Raw genomic sequence first — 17,633 nt, 5'->3', positions numbered from 1 at the left:
TTTTTATTTTTGCAAATTTACTTAATTGTAACTTTTTTATAACCGCTTGGAACACTATACGGAAAAGAAAGTTCTTCATTAAATGAAATATTGTTATAATTTAAATTAATACTTGTTTTGCCTTTTGGCTGCACTGCATTTATTTCTATACTTGTCGGTAATATTCCCTGATCAAAATTTTTAGTGTCTGAGTAAGCAATTTGCAATGTTCTATTTTCAGATGGTTGTGAAATCTCTTCTTTCTGAATTAAATATTTTTCTCCATCTAAGAAAAAGGTCTTTTTTAAATTTGCATCCTTTTCTTCGTCTAATCTAAATAGATTATCTACTATTGTCTGCGTATATTTTCCTTTTCTTAAATCATCAAAAGCTTCTCCAACTAATAAATTTTGAACTTTAGAATAATCTAAATCTGTTCCAAGCCATTTACTTAAACTTGTAAAATCGCCTTCATAGTAAGTTCCGTTCATTTTTTCATAATAACTTACAGCAGAAGGTGTTATTAAAGCTTTAGCCATTGTAATTCCTAAGAAACGAACACTTATTAAAATCTGTTTGTCTTTTTCGATTCTAATCTCAGCTGTAACATTCTGGCTTTGTTTTTCATCAGCATATCTTGCGCTCGCTTTTATGTACAAAGTCGAAAAATCCAACTTGTTGTCGTAATGTTTTTCGATTACTTTTTTGTCTTCTTTCTCTACAATTGTTTGGCTTGTATTTCCTTGCACTGCTACTGCTTTCGATTTGCACGAAATTACGGCAATAGACAATGCTAGTATTGATATATATTTTTTCATTTAAATTTTATTTTTTCTTTTTTAATACTTCATTTGCCTTCAAAAAGTATTCCTCTTTTTTCTTTGCATCACCCAATCCATTGTACGCCTCTCCTAATTGAATATTAAAATTTGATTCTAATTTTACGTCATCCACTACATAATCAAGCCCCATTTCTAAGACGGTTTTTGCATTTTTATATTGTTTCAGCTGATTACTTCCTAAACCAGCATAATAGTAAAACTGAGCCTGACTCGGATAAACTTCAATCAGCATCATGGCTCTTTTGGTCATTGGCTCGTATTGTTTTGCCTGCGAATAGGCTTCCAACAATAACATATTGGTTTCAAGATCTGTATCTGAATTGGCGCTTAAATCTTTTTCGTAATATTTAATCGCATTTTCAAATTGTCCTTTACTATGATAAAATTTTCCAATTTCTTTGGCAACATCAACATCTTTGTCATTATCAAAGTAAGAAATAGCTTTTTCTAGATCGGCAGAATACTGTGGATTTTTATTTACATAAATCAAAAATTCATTCAAAGTTCTATGTTTGATTTTTGAATCGATTTTTGAACTTGCCAAAATCACATTCATCGATTTTATAGCTTTATCTGCCTGATTGGCATCTAAGTAAGTTTTGAACAAACTAACTTGCCCCCATTCTGAATTTGGAATTTCTTTAGCCAGCTGTTTTGCTACTTCAAGCGATTTCTCATTTTCGTTGTTTTTTGAATACAACAAAATAAGATTCAAATAATTAGATTCTTCTTTCGGATCTTTTTTAATCTGCTGAACTAAATTGTCAATTTCAGCATTTTGATATTTTCCCTGAGATAAAATCTGAGCTTTATAAATTTCGCGATCCGAAGATTTTCCGAACTTATCATTCATTTCGTTAATCGCTATCAATGCTTTGTCATACTGATTGGTAATCATATATAACGAAATCAAATCGTCTTTATATTCTTCGTCAAAAACAATTATTTTTTGAATAATGTCAATTGCCAAAGGATAGTTTTTTGTCTCGTAACTTACATCATAAATTCCGAGCCAAAACCATTTGTTTTTAGGATCAAGCTGTGTGGCTTTCTCAAAAGCAGTCTGCGCATTTTGATATTCTTTTAGCAAAAAATAGTTTTTCCCTAACTCAAAATAAGCAACTGCATCATTGGGTTTAAGTTTAATACATTTCTCCAATGATACAATAGCTTTATCATAATTTTCAATTCCTTTTTGTTTTAATGATTCATAAAATGAGTCTTGATATTCGTCTGTTGCCATAGCGATATCTTCGGGTTCTGTCTGAGCAAAAACCGAAAATGATGTGCTGAATAAAGCAAAAATCAATATTGTAAAAACTCCTTTTTTAATCATTTCTAAAAATTACATTTTAAACAAAACGAAACTTTCTTATTTTTTATTTTATTCTAAAACAGCGTAATCTCCAATGCTGATGCTTGTAAATTTACCATCATAACTTACATGGTTTCCGATCATTGCATTATCTAAAGCAGCATTTTTAATTTGAGAATAGGTCTGAATCAAACTGTTTTTGATTGTACTGTCTGTTACATGACATCCATTTCCAAGAGAAACATTTGGTCCTATTGTCGTATTTTTCAAGACTACATTTTGCCCAATATAACAAGGAGGAATAATAGTTGAATTTTCTAACGTCACTCCATAATCTACTAAATGCTCTCCGTCATTGTGAAGAAACCCTAACATTCTTGTATTGGTTTCAACAGTAACATCTTTGTTACCGCAATCCATCCACTCGTCTACGCTTCCTGTTTTGAAAACTTTTCCGTTTGCCATCATCGCTTTGATACCATCATTAATCTGGTATTCTCCACCATTCTGAATATTATTATCTAAAACATTTTGAAGTTCATTTTTTAAAATTCCAACCTCTTTAAAATAATAAATTCCAATAACAGCCAAGTCACTAACAAACTCTTTTGGTTTTTCAACCAATTCTATAATTTCATTATTCTGGTTCAATTTTACCACACCAAAAGCTTCTGGCTGATCTACTTGTTTTACCCAAATTACCGCATCTGCTTCTGGATCTAATTCAAAATCAGCTCTAATTAAAGTATCTGCGTAAGCAATTACAGCTGGTCCCGAAAGAGATTCTTTTGCGCACATAATAGCGTGCCCAGTTCCTAACGGTTGATCTTGGCGATAGATTGAAGCTTTTGCTCCTAATCCTTTAGCCAAATCTTCTAAACTTGCTACAACATCATCTCCAAAGAACGCTTCATCTCCTAAAATAAAAGCAACTTCTTCAATTGGTTCTTTTAATATTTTGGCAATATCTTCAACTAAACGGTGTACAATCGATTTTCCTGCAACTGGAATTAACGGTTTTGGAACCGTCAATGTATGAGGCCTCAATCTTGATCCGCGGCCTGCCATTGGCACAATTATTTTCATTCTTTAATTTGATTTTATGGGAAGATCTATCAAAATCTTCATTGGGTTTGGTCTTTGTTTTTTCTACTATTTTACTCCAGTGCTTCCAAAGCCTCCTTCACCTCTTGATGTTTCAGTAAGTGTTTCAACTTCTATCCACTCTGCTCTTTCGTGTTTTGCAATAATCAGCTGTGCAATTCGCTCTCCATTTTCGATTACAAAATCGTCATTAGATAAATTTACTAAAATTACTCCGATTTCTCCTCTGTAATCTGCATCAACAGTTCCTGGCGAATTTAAAACGGTTATTCCTTTTTTTGCTGCCAGACCGCTTCTTGGTCTTACTTGTGCTTCATAACCAATTGGTAATTCAATAAAAAGTCCTGTTTTTACAATTGTTCTTTCTAAAGGTTTTAACGTAATAGGTTCTATAATATTGGCACGCAGATCCATTCCTGCAGAAGCAATCGTTTCGTAATTCGGTAAATCGTGCTGTGATTTATTGATAATTTGAATTTTCATTTTTTGAATATAATTTTGTAAACCGTCTTATTTCCTTTTCATTATTCCTTTAATAGTATCTTTTTCAAAATGGTAAACCATATACATAAAGATTAAAAGAAGCGGAATTCCAACATAATATTTTTCCCTAAATCCGTAAAATGAGATAATTGAAAATACTATTGAAACACCTAAATAAGCACCAATTTTGTTCATGTCATAAGGAATCGGATAATATTTATTTCCTAAAACATAAGAAATAAGCATCATACTTCCGTAAGCTGATATGGTTGCAATTGCAGAACCATAATAGCTATATTTTGGAATTAAAAGATAATTTAAAATCAAAGTAACAATGGCACCTACAATAGATATGTATGCTCCAATTTTTGTTTTATCGGTCAACTTATACCAAACCGATAAATTATTATAAATACCAAGGAAAAAATTTGCTAAAATAATTAGCGGGACAACTTTCATGGCTTCCCAATAGGATTTGTTATCTAATAATAGGTATTTTAAAACATCAGCAAAAACAATTACACCTAATAAAATCAATGATCCTAAAATCACGAAATATTTGGTAATAACGGCATAAGTCTGCGGTGCGTTTTCATTTTTGGCATGACTAAAAAAGAACGGTTCGATTCCTAATCTAAAAGCGGTTGCAAAAAGAACCATGAATAATCCCAGTTTGTAACAAGCGGAATAAGCACCAACTTCAGATTTTGCCAAGTTTTCTGGAAGCAGATATCCTAATAGAATTTTATCGAAGTGTTCGTTGACAGCAAAAGCCAAACCGGCAACCAAAATTGGAAGCCCATATTTCATCATTTTTTTCCATAGAACAGGATCAAATTTTCGTCCAAGCGAAAGATAATTTGGAGAAAGCACAATAAACGTCGCCAAACTTGCCAAAAGGTTTGCAATGAAAATATAAGCAATCTGGAAGTTTTGAACATATAAATTATCCCAAATAGAATTCGGATTTGCCTCTGCTAACTTTGGAAGATACATTAAGAAAAATATATTTAGCAATAAGTTTATCACAACATTTCCAATCTTAATAGCCGCATAAACCATTGGTCTCTGATTTGCCCTAAGTTTAGAAAATGGGATTAAGACTAATGCGTCTAAAACTAAAATCCAAATTGTATAGGTAATATACTGAACATCTACTTCCGCTAAGTTTGCTAATGTATTTCTAAAGATTAAGCCTGCGAAAAGAAAAATTATAGAGGTCCAAAATATTGAAATGGTAGATGTTGCGATTACATTTTTCTTATCCTCTTCTGCACTGTAAAATCTAAAAAACGCAGTTTCCATTCCGTACGAAAGAACCACATTAAAGAAAACCATCCAAGACAATACGATCGAAACTTCGCCATACTCTGCTGTAGGCAAAATTCCTGTATATAATCTCACTAATAAAAAACTCAGCATTCTTGGTAAAACTGTAGCCAGTCCGTAAATTGCCGTTTGCTTGAATAGATTTTTATATAATCCCAAAATATAATTCTAATAATGTTTGTAAGACAAAAATAACCATTTCTTTTGTTTAATAATGTTTTTGTTGGTGCAATAAAGAAAACTTCTGATTGTTTTTAGACCGTCAATTTTTTTTCATCCAAAATTTTCACAAAATGAAATCCTCTTGGCGCATAACCCTGATTATAATAAAATCTATGAGCCCCAAAATTTCCTGTAAATGCATCCAAAACGATACTGCTGCAATTTAACTCGAGAGCTTTTTTATCTACATAATCGGTAAGTATTTTACCGATTCCTTTAGATCTGTATTCTGGATTAACAACAAAATTATCTATCTCAAGATATTTTCCTGTCCAAAGTTTTGTAGCCGACCAGCAACCTGTTAAGCCAAGACAATTATCATCTTCAAAAACTGCAATCTGAATATAATTATGCGGTAACATTTCGGAAAGAAATGCTTTGTATTTTTCAAGAGATATGTTTGGATATAAAAATCGAATCGTACTTATTTGAGTCACCATATCATCAATGGTAGTAAGCTCTTTTATTTGTAAGGCCATTGTTTAAAAGAATAGAAATTCAAAAATACTTAAAATATAAGATAAGCCGAGAGGAATTAAACTTTGAAAAAAAATTTTAACAAAAAAAGAAGAATTATTGTACAAAGTAATCTTAAAATACTTATCTTTAGCTAATTATAACACGTTTTTTTAACAGAACATGTGAAATATATAAAATTAAGTTAAAAATTATGTAACATTTTTTTTACAGTCTTTAACTAAATTTGTTACAAAGGGAATGAGAAAGCTAGATACAACCCTTTAAAAAAAGAAGCACTGGGACTAATAAAGCTTGTTTGTTCCCATAAAAGACAAAGCATAAGGGATTGATTCAGCTGTATTGTAACCCTAATAAAAACAGAGCACTGGGACTGATAAAGCTTGTTTGTTCCCATAAAAGACAAAGCACAAGGGATTGATTCTGCTGTATTGTAACCCTTAAAAAACAGAGCACTGGGATTAATAAAGCTAGTTTGTTCCCATGAAAGACAAAGCACACAGAGTTATCTGTCTATTTTTATAAAATGGTAGTGATTCTCAACTTAACTATAATTTGAGAATCACCATTTTATAAAAGTATTTTTAAAAAAGAATAAAACTTCCAATAAAAGAAAAGCCAGCTAACGCTGGCTTTTCTTTTATCTATTATGGAATAGATTATCCGTTTAAAGCTTCAGCTCCACCAACAATTTCCAAAATCTCACTTGTAATCGCAGCTTGACGAGCTTTGTTATAAGTTAATTTCAATTGGTTTCTTAAAGCTGTTGCGTTATCTGTTGCTTTGTGCATTGCAGTCATACGTGCTCCATGCTCAGAAGCGAATGAATCGCGGATACCTTTGTATAATTGTGTTTTTAAAGACTTCGGAATCAAAGCCAATACAATTTCTTCTTTTCCTGGTTCAAAAATATAATCTCCAGAAGCAGCTGCTGCATCAGTATTAATAGGTGCTAACGGTAAAAACTGCTCTACTTGAACAATCTGAGTTGCAGCGTTTTTAAACTGATTGTAAACTAACTCAATTCTGTCGTATTCTCCAGTTAAAAACTTTTGTGTTAAATCATCTGCAATTCCAGCAACATTTTCAAATGTCAAATTATCAAAAATTGCATTATGATGACCATGAATTTTATGCGTTTTAATCAAAGCATCACCACCTTTTTTACCAATGGCAAAAACGTCAACTTGCTTTCCAGCATAAAAATCAGTACGATTTTTAATCTCTTTAATAATATTCGAATTGAAAGCTCCACATAAACCTCTGTTTGAAGTTACAGCAACTAACAATACTTTTTTTACTTCACGTTGTGTAGTGTAATCTCCTCCTATTTCACCTTCTAGTGTAGCAGAAAGATCTTGCAATAACTCCGTTAATTTCTCGGCATAAGGACGCATTGCAGTGATTGCATCTTGTGCTTTCTTCAGCTTTGCAGCAGAAACCATTTTCATAGCCGATGTAATCTGCATCGTCGATGAAACGGAAGTAATTCTATTACGGATTTCCTTTAAATTTGCCATCTATTAATTAGAAAATGTGACAATTTTGAAATTAGATAATTAGAATAATGATTGCATTTTCTAATTATCTAATTTACCAATTGTCTTATTAGTTATATTTTGCTGAAACTTCTTTTGCTGCTTTCTCGATAACGTCAGTAATAGTGTCATCTAATTTTCCAGCTTTCAAAGCGTTAAGTGTATCTTTATGTTTGCTGTTTAAGTACGCTAAGAAATCAGCTTCGAATTCTTTTACTTTATTAACAGGAACATTTCTTAATAAGTTTTTAGAACCAGCATAGATAATAGCTACTTGGTTTTCAACTGTATAAGGATCATTTAAACCTTGTTTCAAGATCTCAACGTTTCTTTTACCTTTTTCAATTACGTTTAAAGTAACTGAATCTAAGTCAGAACCAAATTTAGCGAAAGCTTCTAATTCACGGAATTGAGCTTGGTCTAATTTTAAAGTTCCAGAAACTTTCTTCATTGATTTAATTTGAGCATTACCTCCAACACGAGATACAGAGATACCTACGTTAATTGCAGGACGAACCCCAGAGTTGAACAAATCTCCATCAAGGAAAATCTGACCATCTGTAATAGAGATTACGTTTGTTGGAATATATGCAGAAACGTCACCAGCTTGAGTTTCGATAATTGGTAATGCAGTTAATGAACCACCACCTTTTACGATAGATTTGATAGAATCTGGTAAATCGTTCATTCCTTTAGCAATACCATCATCAGCGATTACTTTACAAGCACGCTCTAATAAACGAGAGTGTAAGTAGAAAACGTCTCCAGGGTAAGCCTCACGTCCCGGTGGTCTTCTTAATAAAAGAGAAACCTCACGGTAAGCAACAGCTTGTTTAGATAAATCATCGTAAACGATAAGAGCTGGACGACCAGAATCTCTGAAGTACTCTCCAATAGCAGCACCCGCGAATGGAGCATAAACTTGCATTGGAGCTGGATCAGAAGCGTTAGCAGCAACGATAACTGTATAAGCCATTGCTCCTTTTTCTTCTAACATTTTTGCGATTCCTGCTACAGTTGAAGCTTTTTGTCCAATTGCAACATATATACAGAATACAGGTTTTCCTGCATCGTAAAATTCTTTTTGATTTAAGATTGTATCGATACAAACAGTTGATTTACCTGTTTGACGGTCACCAATAACAAGCTCACGCTGTCCACGACCAACTGGGATCATAGCATCAACCGCTTTTACTCCTGTTTGTAATGGCTCAGTTACTGGTTGACGGAAGATAACACCAGGTGCTTTTCTTTCCAATGGCATTTCGTATAAAGTTCCTTCAATTGGTCCTTTTCCATCAATTGGAAAACCAAGAGTGTTAACCACACGTCCTACCATTTGCTCACCTACTTTAAGAGAAGCAATACGTTGAGTTCTTTTTGCAGTAGATCCTTCTTTAAGTCCAGTTGATGGCCCTAATAATACAACTCCAACATTATCCTCTTCAAGATTCAATACGATACCTTCCATACCGTTCTCGAATTCCACTAACTCACCATATTGTACATTAGATAGCCCGTAAACACGAGCAATACCGTCTCCAACTTGAAGTACTGTTCCTACTTCCTCTAGCGTAGCACCAGATTCAAAACCTTCTACTTGCTTTCTTAATATTGCTGAAATTTCAGCAGGTTTGATTTCCGCCATCTTAATTTATAATTTAGACACTTTTTTGTGTTATAAAAACTAATTACTTAACTCTCTTTTTAATACTTGTAATCTGTTTGCAACAGAAGCATTGTATTGCTTGTCACCTATTCTTAAAATAAATCCACCAATAATTGAAGGATCTACTATATTTTCAATCGTAATTTTTTTATCCGATAAAGTTGCAACTTTTGCTAAAACTTTAGCTTCCAAAGCAGCGTCCATTGGAATAGCAGTTGTAACTTTTGCAGTTTCAACTCCGTTACTTTCATCAAATAATTTATTGTATTCTATTGCAATTGCCGCTAGAATTTCAAATCTTTTGTTTTCAAATAATAAATGAAATAAACCTTTAGTTACATCATTTACGTTTGCGAAAACTTCTAAAAGAGCACTTTCTTTAACCTCAACTCTTGTAGTTTGGTTTTGAATAAATGCACTCAATTCCGAATTATTTTCAATTGCTGATGCAATTGTTTTCATATCGTTATTTACAGCTTCGGCAACACCTTTAGAGTTTGCTAAGTCTAGAATTGCTTTTGCATAACGAATTGCTGCTCTTGTACTTGCCATAATCTTAGTTTAACTTTACATCACCTAACATTTTCTCAACCAATTTAGTTTGAGATTCTTTGTTAGATAATTCTTCTTTCAATAATTTTTCAGCAATACTCAATGATAGAGAAGAAACTTGAGATTTCAATTCTGCCATTGCTGCATTTTTTTCACTTTCGATAGCTGCTTTAGCTTGCTCTATTAATTTTTGACCTTGCTCTTGCGCATCGTTTTTAGAATCAGCAATAATTTGCTCTCTCATTTCACGAGCTTCTTTCAACATAGCATCACGTTCTGCACGAGCTTCTTTTAAAATACGCTCATTATCTGCAGTTAAATTTTCCATCTCTCTGCGAGCAGCTTCTGCTGAAGCTAAAGCATTATTGATAGATTCCTCACGGCTTTTTACAGCACCTAAAATTGGTTTCCAAGCAAATTTTGCTAAAAGAATAAAGAAAACAATAAAGATAATTGTTGTCCAAAAAATTAAACTTTCTGGTGAAGTTAATTGCATAACATTATATGTTTAAAAATTGTTTGTCGTTTTTTTTTAAAAAAACTTCCTGAAGCCAACCGCTGCAGGAAGTTTTAAGTTTTAATTATTTTGCGATTAACGCAACAACTACTGCGAAAAGAGCAACCCCTTCGATAAGTGCAGCAGCAATAATCATAGCAGTCTGGATTTTTCCAGCAGCTTCTGGCTGACGAGCAATAGCGTCCATTGCAGAACCACCAATTTTTCCAATACCAATACCTGCACCAATTACAGCTAATCCAGCTCCGATTCCAGCTAATATCATAATAATAAATTTATATAGTTAATAATTAAAAAAACTCTGATTAATGATGATCGTGCTCTTCAACAGCCTGACCGATAAATAATGCTGAAAGCAATGTAAATACATACGCTTGCAAAGCAGCAACTAACATCTCTAAAACACTCATAAATAATACAAATGCTCCTGATACAGGTCCAATTGCAACTGTTTTAAATATAAATATTAAAGAAACTAAACTTAAAATAATAATGTGCCCAGCAGTAATATTTGCAAATAAACGAATCATTAATGCAAATGGCTTAGTAAGCATTCCAATAAGTTCCACAGGAATCATAATTGGTGCCAACCACACAGGAACTCCTGGCGTGTTAAAAATATGACCCCAATAAGATTTATTTCCACTTAAAGTAGTAACTACAAAAGTTATGAATGCCATTACAAACGTAAAATAAATATTTCCTGTTAAGTTTGAACTAAATGGGAAGAATGGAATCAATCCAATAAGGTTATTAATCCAAATAAAGAAAAATATAGTTAAAAGATATGGCATGTACTTAGCATACTTTTTTGTACCTATATTAGGAATCGCAATTTCATCTCTTACAAAAGTTACAAGTGGCTCTAAAAATCCAGCCAATCCTTTTGGTGCTTTGTCATTTTTCTTGTATGATCTTGCTACTGCAAAAAACATAAGAAACAAAATTATTGCAGACATTAACATTGAGAAAACATTTTTCGTAATCGAGAAATCTAAAGGTCTTGCATCGAAAGCAAAAGCTCCATTATCTTTAACATCTTGTGACAATCCTTCGAACTTGTCAGCGTAAAAAATTATTTCTTTATAACGAACAAATTTTTGACCGTTAATATCAACTACATGTTCTCCTGAATTATCGTGGTGAAATTTTGCAGATGAAAAAATCTCTAAACCATTTTTAGTCCACAAAATAACTGGAAGACTAAAAGATATTGGATGACCATTCCAGTCAGCAATATGAAAATCGTGAGCATCTCCAATATGAGAATTGATTAATTCACTAGCATTAAACTCCTCTTCGATTTTATGACCAACAGTTTCTCCATGAGCACTTGTTTCTGCATGGCTTTCCTCTATTGCTTCAACATTTTTGTGTTCTACCGAAACACTGTCCACAGATGTTGCTGCGAAATTTATCGACGAAGTAAGTGCTAATAAGCCAACTAATAAGTACTGGACTGGTTTGTTTGAAATTATCATTATTAAAACTGTATCTAAATTTAGGTTTCAAAAATTTTTTGCAAAGGTACATTTTTAATTTAAAACTGAAAATATATCTACAGAATTTTTATTAATACAACTTTAAATTACGATATTGTTAAAAATGAAGCTATTAGCCTTTGTTTATAAGTCTAATTGCAAAATATACTTCAAAAACTAAAAACAAAAAATATGGAATAAAAAACGCACCCAAGTCAATTATTGGATCTTTTACATCCGCTTTTATTAAAGGGATTAAAAAAACAACTGCAACCATCATTTTGAAAAAGCTGAGGCCAAGAAAAGTAAATCCTGTGTAAGCGGAAAAATTCTTGTTTATATATATAAGGACACTATATATAAGAATAGTGGTAATAACATTAAACAAATAGATACTCCATGCTGGATAAAAAAACACAATTCTTTCAGACAATGAATGCATTATGAAAAATTGTATCAGAAACAATATTATCGAAAAGGGAGCAAAATACTTTAGAAAATCTACAGTTCTATTCATTATTTATTTAAATTTTTTACTTGGCGGATGACATTATACAATGCTAAAAAAACAGAGAATAAAGAAAGGACTATAGTCCAAAGTGATCCTCCATTAGAATATTTTTTGTCTAACCACGTGCCAAAGTAACTAAATATAAAAATAATAATGCCCATTTGAAAGGGAATATTAATAAATGCTAACCATTTATTTCTTCTATCATTATTCGGTTCCTTTTCCATCTTCTAGCATGATTACGGGATTTGAATGTGCAAGCATGGTACAGGTTGCTGTGAAGTCGGCTCCTGGTTCTATCGAAAGTTTTCCTACTGCCACTTCTCCGTGTATTTGGGCAGTCGATTTAATATTAAGGGTTTCTAGAACTTTTATCTTTCCGTGAAATTCTCCTTCAATATCAGCATTATTACAAATTATTTCTCCTTTAACGGCTCCTTTGGCCCCAATCACTATTTTGCCTTGCGAAGTAAAGTTTCCAATCAATTCGCCGTCTAATCTAAAATCGGCTTTTGAGACTATGTCTCCTACTATTGATGTTCCTTCTACAATTCTATTTGTTCTTCCTAATTGTTCAGTTCCGTTTTTCTTTACTTTTTCAAACATGGCGGTTAAGATTTAAGGGGTTTTGGGGGCCAAGTACGCGTCCAAATTCTTTTTGATCTGAACGATCTTGTAATTATCATTTGATATTATTATTGCCTGATCTGGGATTTTATATTTTTTATCGTCTCTGAAAACACCTGCAACATCATTTGCGTAAGCCTCAGATTTTAAACCATGAATAACTACAAAACTTTCTGTTTTATTGTATTTATCCAAAGAAGTCGTCAATCTTTCATAGTTTTCAACTAATAAAAATACTCTGATTGCTTCTTCAATTCTTTTTACTGCTTTTGTATCGTTGTTAGAAACACGATATAATATTTTCCAGTTTTTAGTATCGGTTGTTGTAAAACTAAGTTTTTCTAAAACAGGAACTTGTTTCTCTAAAATTTCTCTAGCATTTTTACCTTCTTCACTATTTGGGTAATTGTCTGCCACATTCTCAAGTCCTTTTTTATACGCTTCCAAACCATTTACTTTTCCTAAAGTATTGGCTTTTAATAATTCATATTTCGATACAATGTCATCTCCCGAATATTGGTTAATCAAATTGTCAATATTAGCTAAGACCTCATCGAATTTTTCTTCTTCAAAAAGTTTATACCATTTTTGATATTCTTTATCGGGACTAGAATTTGGATCGTCTTCTTTATTATTTAAAATGTGAGCATATCTCGAATCTGGATATTTCGTAGAAATCTCTGCCTTTATAGCTTCTGCTTTTGCTGGATTTGTAATCTGATAAATTTTGTACAAATTATACATAGATGGCAATACCAGTTTTTCTTCAGGATTATTTTTAAGCAATTGTTCTAGTTTGTCACTAGCCAAATTGTATTCTTTAAACTTCTCCTTATATATAAGTCCTAATTGATAATATGAAAAATTGCGCTCTTTGCCAATACTATCCATAGCAGTTTGCGAAGTTGGAAGCTGTTCTACATAATATGCCACAGTATATTTTTCTGGAACAATTGTATCTTTCAGTGCATTTGCAACTTCTTTCGTATTAATGGTGTCTTTCATTGCAGCATCGTTTGCAGATCGTACTCCTGCCAATCTCCAATTTCCGCCCAATGTTCTACTGCCCCACATTTTTTTAAACTGAAGTTTTCCGTAAGCAACAGTTGTCGGATTGTAAAAATAAAATGTACTTGCATTATCATTTCCGCCTGGAGGCATCCCAATTCCTTCTGGTTCTACTGGTTTGCCTAGAGAATTAGGATTAACAGCTCCGTTTCCTGAAAAGTCTGCTTGAGAATTTCGATCAATATTAGCCAATCGCTCTTTTTCTTTTTCTTCTAAAAGTCGTTTTGCTTCATCTTTCTTTTTAAGCTCGGCAATATAATTTTCGAAATAATCTTTCTTTTCATTCGGCGGCAAGTTATATACCTTAATAATACTATCATTGCGTTTTGCAATAGCTTCGTATTTAATTACGTCGTCAAGATTTTTTCTGTTTTTTTCTATAAAAGCATATTCTCTGGTTTTAGGATCCAGTTTTACCAAAGTACTGTCATAATATTTGGCTGCCATTGTATAGTCTGTATTTTTGAAATACATGTTTCCAATATTTCTATAAGCCGAGGCCATCAAATATGGATCTTTAGATTTTCTGCCTAAAGATTTATTGTAGAAGACTAGTGCATTTTCCTGATCTTTCTTTTTATCATAATAAACTCCCATTTCATAAAAAAGAACATCATAATAAGGACGATTTTCACGATCAGTCACCAATTTATTAAATGTTTTTAAGAAAATCGTATCATTATCTTTCCCATAATCAAACATTTGTGCTTTCTTCGCGTAAGCGTGCATCATATACTTACGATCTGCCTTTCTGTTTAAATCTATAACGGCATCATAAAAATAAATGGCACTGTCACGTTTTCCTTCTGCCTGATACATTTGTCCAAGGATAAAACGATATCTTGCACGTTCTTCGTTGCTTTTTGTAAATTGCTCAGCAACTCTAAGTCTAGAGACAGCGCTATCTTTTTGTTCTAAATTTAGAAAAGCTTCTGCCAAAAGCGCGTTGGCATCAGCATAAGTCTGTTTATCTAAATCTGTTTTTTTAAGTAAGATTTTGATGTTTTTAAGAGCAATTGCATCATTCCCTAAACGCATGTTGGTTTTCTCGCGCCAGATTTTTGCGGTATAAATATTATTGCTTTCTGGATATTTGTATAAAATATAATTGAATGCCTCAATTGCCGGAATAAAACGCTGATCATAATATCTTGCTTTTCCAAGCATAAGATACGCTTCATCCATCTGCCAGTTTCTTTCTCTTCCGCCAATATTCATAGAGTGTTTCTGAATGGCTTTTGTAGCTTTAGTTTCTGCTTTTTCAAAATCAGGATTTTTAGCTTTTTCGCCTTCAGAAAAATTTTCATCAAACTGCATTTTTTCAATTGGCAGCTGTTTCCAAAAATTATCTTCATTATTGGCCTGAATAGACTTTAAACCTTTATCAAGGCCAATTCCCCCGTTATAAAGAATATTATATTTGGTCCCAATCGAGTGAGAACTTCGAGCCAAAAAGGTATTCTTTTTGGTAGAACAAGCTATCAAAAAGAATAAAAAAATCGGAATAAAACTATATTTAAGAGTATTCTTTTTCAATAGAAAAGAGTTTAAAACACATAACTACTAAAAACTAATTTTAGTATAATCACTTGTAAAAATACGGTTCTTTTTGAAATATAGAAATTCTTACACAGCAAAAAATAATTCTAATTCTTGTAAGGTTTCTTTTGAAGTCTGAATATCTTTAACAATTTCGCCTTTATTAAGAGCAACAATTCTATCACAAACCTCCACGGTATGCTGTAAATCATGGCTTGAGACCAAAACAGTTACATTTGGATCATCTGCTAATTCTCTGATTATTTTTTTTAATCGGCTAACTGTTGTTGGATCTAAATTTGCAAAAGGTTCGTCTAAAATTACAACTTCAGGATTACCAATAAGTGTGGCAATAATTCCCACTTTTTTCTGATTTCCTTTAGAAAGGTCGCGCAGGTATTTTTTGTTCTTTAAAATTTCTCCATTAAAAAACTCTTCGTGTTTTGCTAACAATGCATCAATATCTGCTTTGTTTTGATTTCGTAAATCTCCAATAAAATAAAAATACTCTTCTGGAGTCAAATATCCGATAAGGAAATTTTCATCTAAAAATGATCCTGTAAAAGATTTCCAATTTTCACTTGTATTTACCTGAATATTGTTACTCTTTATATATCCCGTTGATGGTTGGATAAGATCTAAAAGCAAACTGAAAAATGTTGTTTTCCCTGCTCCATTATTTCCTACCAAGCCAAAGCTTTGCCCTTTTGGGATTTCTAAATTGCTAATGTTTAAAACTGTGGTTCCGTTATATATTTTTGAAAGCTGATTTACTTGTATCATAATAATTTTAGATTGTTGATTTCAGATTTTAAATTAATTATCCTATTAACTCTTTTGTTTATAAGCACTTATTGTACTGTATTTCTCAATTTTATATCTTCTTTCTATTAACGAAAACACTTTTTCCTTAAATATAAAACCCAAGATACCAGCTCCCGCAACCAAGCTTAAAGCCACTGTTTTATCTGCGAAACGTAATCCTAGCCAATACAATAATAATGGCAAAAATATTTTTGGCAAAGACAAAAGCATCGAATTTACATTAAAGGCTTTTTTATCTCCAAAAGCTCCACCAGCATTACTCAAATCAATTGGTGTTTTAGTAAAAGCACCTCCTAAAAGCACCAAATGAGAATTGACTCCGATGTTATAAACTGCCCCAACAACAATCGTTAGATAAACTTCCCATCCATACAAAAGATAAAAAGAAGCTAGAATTGTAGAAATAAAAGTAGCAATTACAATAAGCCACCATTTTGCGGTAATATAACCTCTATACGGAATATTCTGAGTCATCATTAATTGATAATACGAACTGTCCCAGCTTGGTACAAACTGGCCAAAAACAAATAGAAATCCTCCTGAAACAAATATTCCAGCAAAAATTTGCATAGCAGGCGGCTGATGCGTATTTCCAAAGAAAATTAATCCGTAGAATAAAAAGATTACACTCATTACTATAGTGGTTTTTGACCTTTTATTTCTTTTAATGAGTTTAATATCGTTTTTAAGAAAAGTCCCTAAAGTCCCAAATTGATTCAGCCAAGCAAGATTTTCTGTTGATGCCACATCGTGTTTTACAGAAAGACCTGCATCTAGGTATAAATTCTTTTCGAAGTATTTAAAAGTAAAAATATAGAGTCCGATTAGTATTAAAATCGGAACTAAAAACACTCCGTCAATATCATAGAAATTTTGAAAAAATGGAGTTGTAAATATAGTGATATCAAATAATTTATAATATTGTGCACCTCCTAAAACTACTATCAATACTACAAATACAGCAAACAATTTGTCAATATTACTCAAGATAATGTTCAGGAAATTATTGATGTATATCATCGCCATTATTCCTAAATGCCAGAAAATAATTTCGACAACATCATATCCATTCAAAATTAACACAACTGAAAACGGAATAAAAAATAAAGCATGTACCCAGTTAAAAAAAGATAAAGCCGTTTTGCCCAAAGAAAAATGAACTATTGTTGGTTTCTTAAAAGGAAGAACCAATAAAGGTTTAATATTCAAAACAGGAATTGACTGTAATAACAATCGAATTATTAAATCTAAAAGGAAATAATAAAAAAGAAATTTGTTGACCGTTACTAATGGTTCCAATTTCATATCCTTTAGAACATAAAATGCTCCAACGCCCATACCAATAAAAATTAGCGAAAAATAGATCATCAGAAAACCTATTATAATTTTCATTGCCAGGTTTTTACCGAAGGATGCCGACCTAATAAAAGCCTTCCATTCGAGGTAAATAAACTTCTTAATCATGGTTTTTGGTTTTAATATTTTTGTAGTAAGAGACCAAATGTAGGAAAACGTTACAAAAAAAGTTAAAAAAAATAATTTCGTGCTAAAATTT

General features: G+C 32.2%; 17 protein-coding genes. All 17 read right to left on the bottom strand.

Annotated features, from left to right (window positions below):
• Positions 1 to 17: 17 nt before the first annotated feature.
• The 17 genes from DMA14_RS02825 to DMA14_RS02745 all read right to left on the bottom strand — a co-directional run bounded on the left by DMA14_RS02825 (position 18) and on the right by DMA14_RS02745 (position 17,542).
• Positions 18 to 797, bottom strand: coding sequence for a DUF4292 domain-containing protein (locus tag DMA14_RS02825; protein ID WP_111422964.1), 780 nt, complete (start codon positions 795 to 797; stop codon positions 18 to 20).
• Between the two features lie 7 nt (positions 798 to 804).
• Entirely contained in the window at positions 805 to 2,157 is a 1,353-nt protein-coding gene (locus DMA14_RS02820; RefSeq protein WP_111422963.1) for a tetratricopeptide repeat protein, read from the bottom strand.
• A gap of 48 nt (positions 2,158 to 2,205) precedes the next feature.
• Positions 2,206 to 3,222 (bottom strand): sugar phosphate nucleotidyltransferase, encoded by a 1,017-nt coding sequence (locus DMA14_RS02815; protein ID WP_111422961.1) that lies wholly within the window; start codon positions 3,220 to 3,222, stop codon positions 2,206 to 2,208.
• 66 nt (positions 3,223 to 3,288) lie between these two features.
• Entirely contained in the window at positions 3,289 to 3,723 is a 435-nt protein-coding gene (gene dut, locus DMA14_RS02810) for a dUTP diphosphatase (protein WP_111422959.1), read from the bottom strand.
• A 27-nt stretch (positions 3,724 to 3,750) separates the two neighbouring features.
• The gene (locus tag DMA14_RS02805; RefSeq protein WP_111422957.1) at positions 3,751 to 5,211 is read right to left on the bottom strand and encodes a lipopolysaccharide biosynthesis protein; all 1,461 of its coding nucleotides are present in this window, start codon (positions 5,209 to 5,211) and stop codon (positions 3,751 to 3,753) included.
• A 95-nt stretch (positions 5,212 to 5,306) separates the two neighbouring features.
• On the bottom strand, positions 5,307 to 5,753 hold the full coding sequence (locus tag DMA14_RS02800) for a GNAT family N-acetyltransferase (RefSeq protein WP_111422955.1): 447 nt from the start codon (positions 5,751 to 5,753) through the stop codon (positions 5,307 to 5,309).
• A 657-nt stretch (positions 5,754 to 6,410) separates the two neighbouring features.
• Positions 6,411 to 7,271 carry an ATP synthase F1 subunit gamma gene (gene atpG, locus DMA14_RS02795; protein ID WP_111422953.1) on the bottom strand — a complete coding sequence of 287 codons (861 nt, stop codon included), beginning with the start codon at positions 7,269 to 7,271 and terminating at the stop codon, positions 6,411 to 6,413.
• 88 nt (positions 7,272 to 7,359) lie between these two features.
• Positions 7,360 to 8,937: a F0F1 ATP synthase subunit alpha gene (atpA, locus tag DMA14_RS02790; RefSeq protein WP_111422951.1), complete on the bottom strand. Its 1,578-nt coding sequence runs from the start codon at positions 8,935 to 8,937 to the stop codon at positions 7,360 to 7,362.
• A gap of 39 nt (positions 8,938 to 8,976) precedes the next feature.
• Positions 8,977 to 9,510 (bottom strand): ATP synthase F1 subunit delta, encoded by a 534-nt coding sequence (gene atpH, locus DMA14_RS02785; RefSeq protein WP_111422949.1) that lies wholly within the window; start codon positions 9,508 to 9,510, stop codon positions 8,977 to 8,979.
• 4 nt (positions 9,511 to 9,514) lie between these two features.
• Positions 9,515 to 10,006 (bottom strand): F0F1 ATP synthase subunit B, encoded by a 492-nt coding sequence (locus DMA14_RS02780; RefSeq protein WP_089053556.1) that lies wholly within the window; start codon positions 10,004 to 10,006, stop codon positions 9,515 to 9,517.
• 85 nt (positions 10,007 to 10,091) lie between these two features.
• Positions 10,092 to 10,292 (bottom strand): ATP synthase F0 subunit C, encoded by a 201-nt coding sequence (atpE, locus tag DMA14_RS02775; protein ID WP_111422948.1) that lies wholly within the window; start codon positions 10,290 to 10,292, stop codon positions 10,092 to 10,094.
• A 40-nt stretch (positions 10,293 to 10,332) separates the two neighbouring features.
• A complete protein-coding gene (atpB, locus tag DMA14_RS02770) occupies positions 10,333 to 11,508 on the bottom strand; it encodes a F0F1 ATP synthase subunit A (RefSeq protein WP_111422946.1) in 1,176 nt (391 codons plus the stop codon).
• Positions 11,509 to 12,024: 516 nt separating this feature from the next.
• On the bottom strand, positions 12,025 to 12,246 hold the full coding sequence (locus DMA14_RS02765) for an AtpZ/AtpI family protein (protein ID WP_111422944.1): 222 nt from the start codon (positions 12,244 to 12,246) through the stop codon (positions 12,025 to 12,027).
• A complete protein-coding gene (locus DMA14_RS02760; protein WP_111368379.1) occupies positions 12,227 to 12,625 on the bottom strand; it encodes a bactofilin family protein in 399 nt (132 codons plus the stop codon). Before DMA14_RS02760 ends, DMA14_RS02765 begins: the two co-directional genes overlap by 20 nt.
• A 12-nt stretch (positions 12,626 to 12,637) precedes the next feature.
• Positions 12,638 to 15,250: a type IX secretion system periplasmic lipoprotein PorW/SprE gene (gene porW / locus DMA14_RS02755; RefSeq protein WP_111422943.1), complete on the bottom strand. Its 2,613-nt coding sequence runs from the start codon at positions 15,248 to 15,250 to the stop codon at positions 12,638 to 12,640.
• 90 nt (positions 15,251 to 15,340) lie between these two features.
• Positions 15,341 to 16,036, bottom strand: coding sequence for an ABC transporter ATP-binding protein (locus DMA14_RS02750; RefSeq protein WP_111422941.1), 696 nt, complete (start codon positions 16,034 to 16,036; stop codon positions 15,341 to 15,343).
• 45 nt (positions 16,037 to 16,081) lie between these two features.
• Positions 16,082 to 17,542 (bottom strand): DUF5687 family protein, encoded by a 1,461-nt coding sequence (locus DMA14_RS02745; protein WP_111422940.1) that lies wholly within the window; start codon positions 17,540 to 17,542, stop codon positions 16,082 to 16,084.
• Positions 17,543 to 17,633: the final 91 nt, after the last annotated feature.

Origin of the sequence: Flavobacterium sharifuzzamanii, from assembly GCF_003254585.1 — a bacterium.
Classification (GTDB): Bacteria; Bacteroidota; Bacteroidia; order Flavobacteriales; family Flavobacteriaceae; genus Flavobacterium; species Flavobacterium sharifuzzamanii.
This window is presented reverse-complemented; position numbering and strand designations above follow the sequence as displayed.

What these genes read in the sequence shown, in the direction of transcription:
- DMA14_RS02825 (WP_111422964.1), bottom strand. Translation starts at nt 797, where the DNA reads ATGAAAAAATATATATCAATACTAGCATTGTCTATTGCCGTAATTTCG.
- DMA14_RS02820 (WP_111422963.1), bottom strand. Translation starts at nt 2,157, where the DNA reads ATGATTAAAAAAGGAGTTTTTACAATATTGATTTTTGCTTTATTCAGC.
- DMA14_RS02815 (WP_111422961.1), bottom strand. Translation starts at nt 3,222, where the DNA reads ATGAAAATAATTGTGCCAATGGCAGGCCGCGGATCAAGATTGAGGCCT.
- dut (WP_111422959.1), bottom strand. Translation starts at nt 3,723, where the DNA reads ATGAAAATTCAAATTATCAATAAATCACAGCACGATTTACCGAATTAC.
- DMA14_RS02800 (WP_111422955.1), bottom strand. Translation starts at nt 5,753, where the DNA reads ATGGCCTTACAAATAAAAGAGCTTACTACCATTGATGATATGGTGACT.
- atpG (WP_111422953.1), bottom strand. Translation starts at nt 7,271, where the DNA reads ATGGCAAATTTAAAGGAAATCCGTAATAGAATTACTTCCGTTTCATCG.
- atpA (WP_111422951.1), bottom strand. Translation starts at nt 8,937, where the DNA reads ATGGCGGAAATCAAACCTGCTGAAATTTCAGCAATATTAAGAAAGCAA.
- atpH (WP_111422949.1), bottom strand. Translation starts at nt 9,510, where the DNA reads ATGGCAAGTACAAGAGCAGCAATTCGTTATGCAAAAGCAATTCTAGAC.
- DMA14_RS02780 (WP_089053556.1), bottom strand. Translation starts at nt 10,006, where the DNA reads ATGCAATTAACTTCACCAGAAAGTTTAATTTTTTGGACAACAATTATC.
- atpE (WP_111422948.1), bottom strand. Translation starts at nt 10,292, where the DNA reads ATGATATTAGCTGGAATCGGAGCTGGATTAGCTGTAATTGGTGCAGGT.
- atpB (WP_111422946.1), bottom strand. Translation starts at nt 11,508, where the DNA reads ATGATAATTTCAAACAAACCAGTCCAGTACTTATTAGTTGGCTTATTA.
- DMA14_RS02765 (WP_111422944.1), bottom strand. Translation starts at nt 12,246, where the DNA reads ATGGAAAAGGAACCGAATAATGATAGAAGAAATAAATGGTTAGCATTT.
- DMA14_RS02760 (WP_111368379.1), bottom strand. Translation starts at nt 12,625, where the DNA reads ATGTTTGAAAAAGTAAAGAAAAACGGAACTGAACAATTAGGAAGAACA.
- DMA14_RS02750 (WP_111422941.1), bottom strand. Translation starts at nt 16,036, where the DNA reads ATGATACAAGTAAATCAGCTTTCAAAAATATATAACGGAACCACAGTT.
- DMA14_RS02745 (WP_111422940.1), bottom strand. Translation starts at nt 17,542, where the DNA reads ATGATTAAGAAGTTTATTTACCTCGAATGGAAGGCTTTTATTAGGTCG.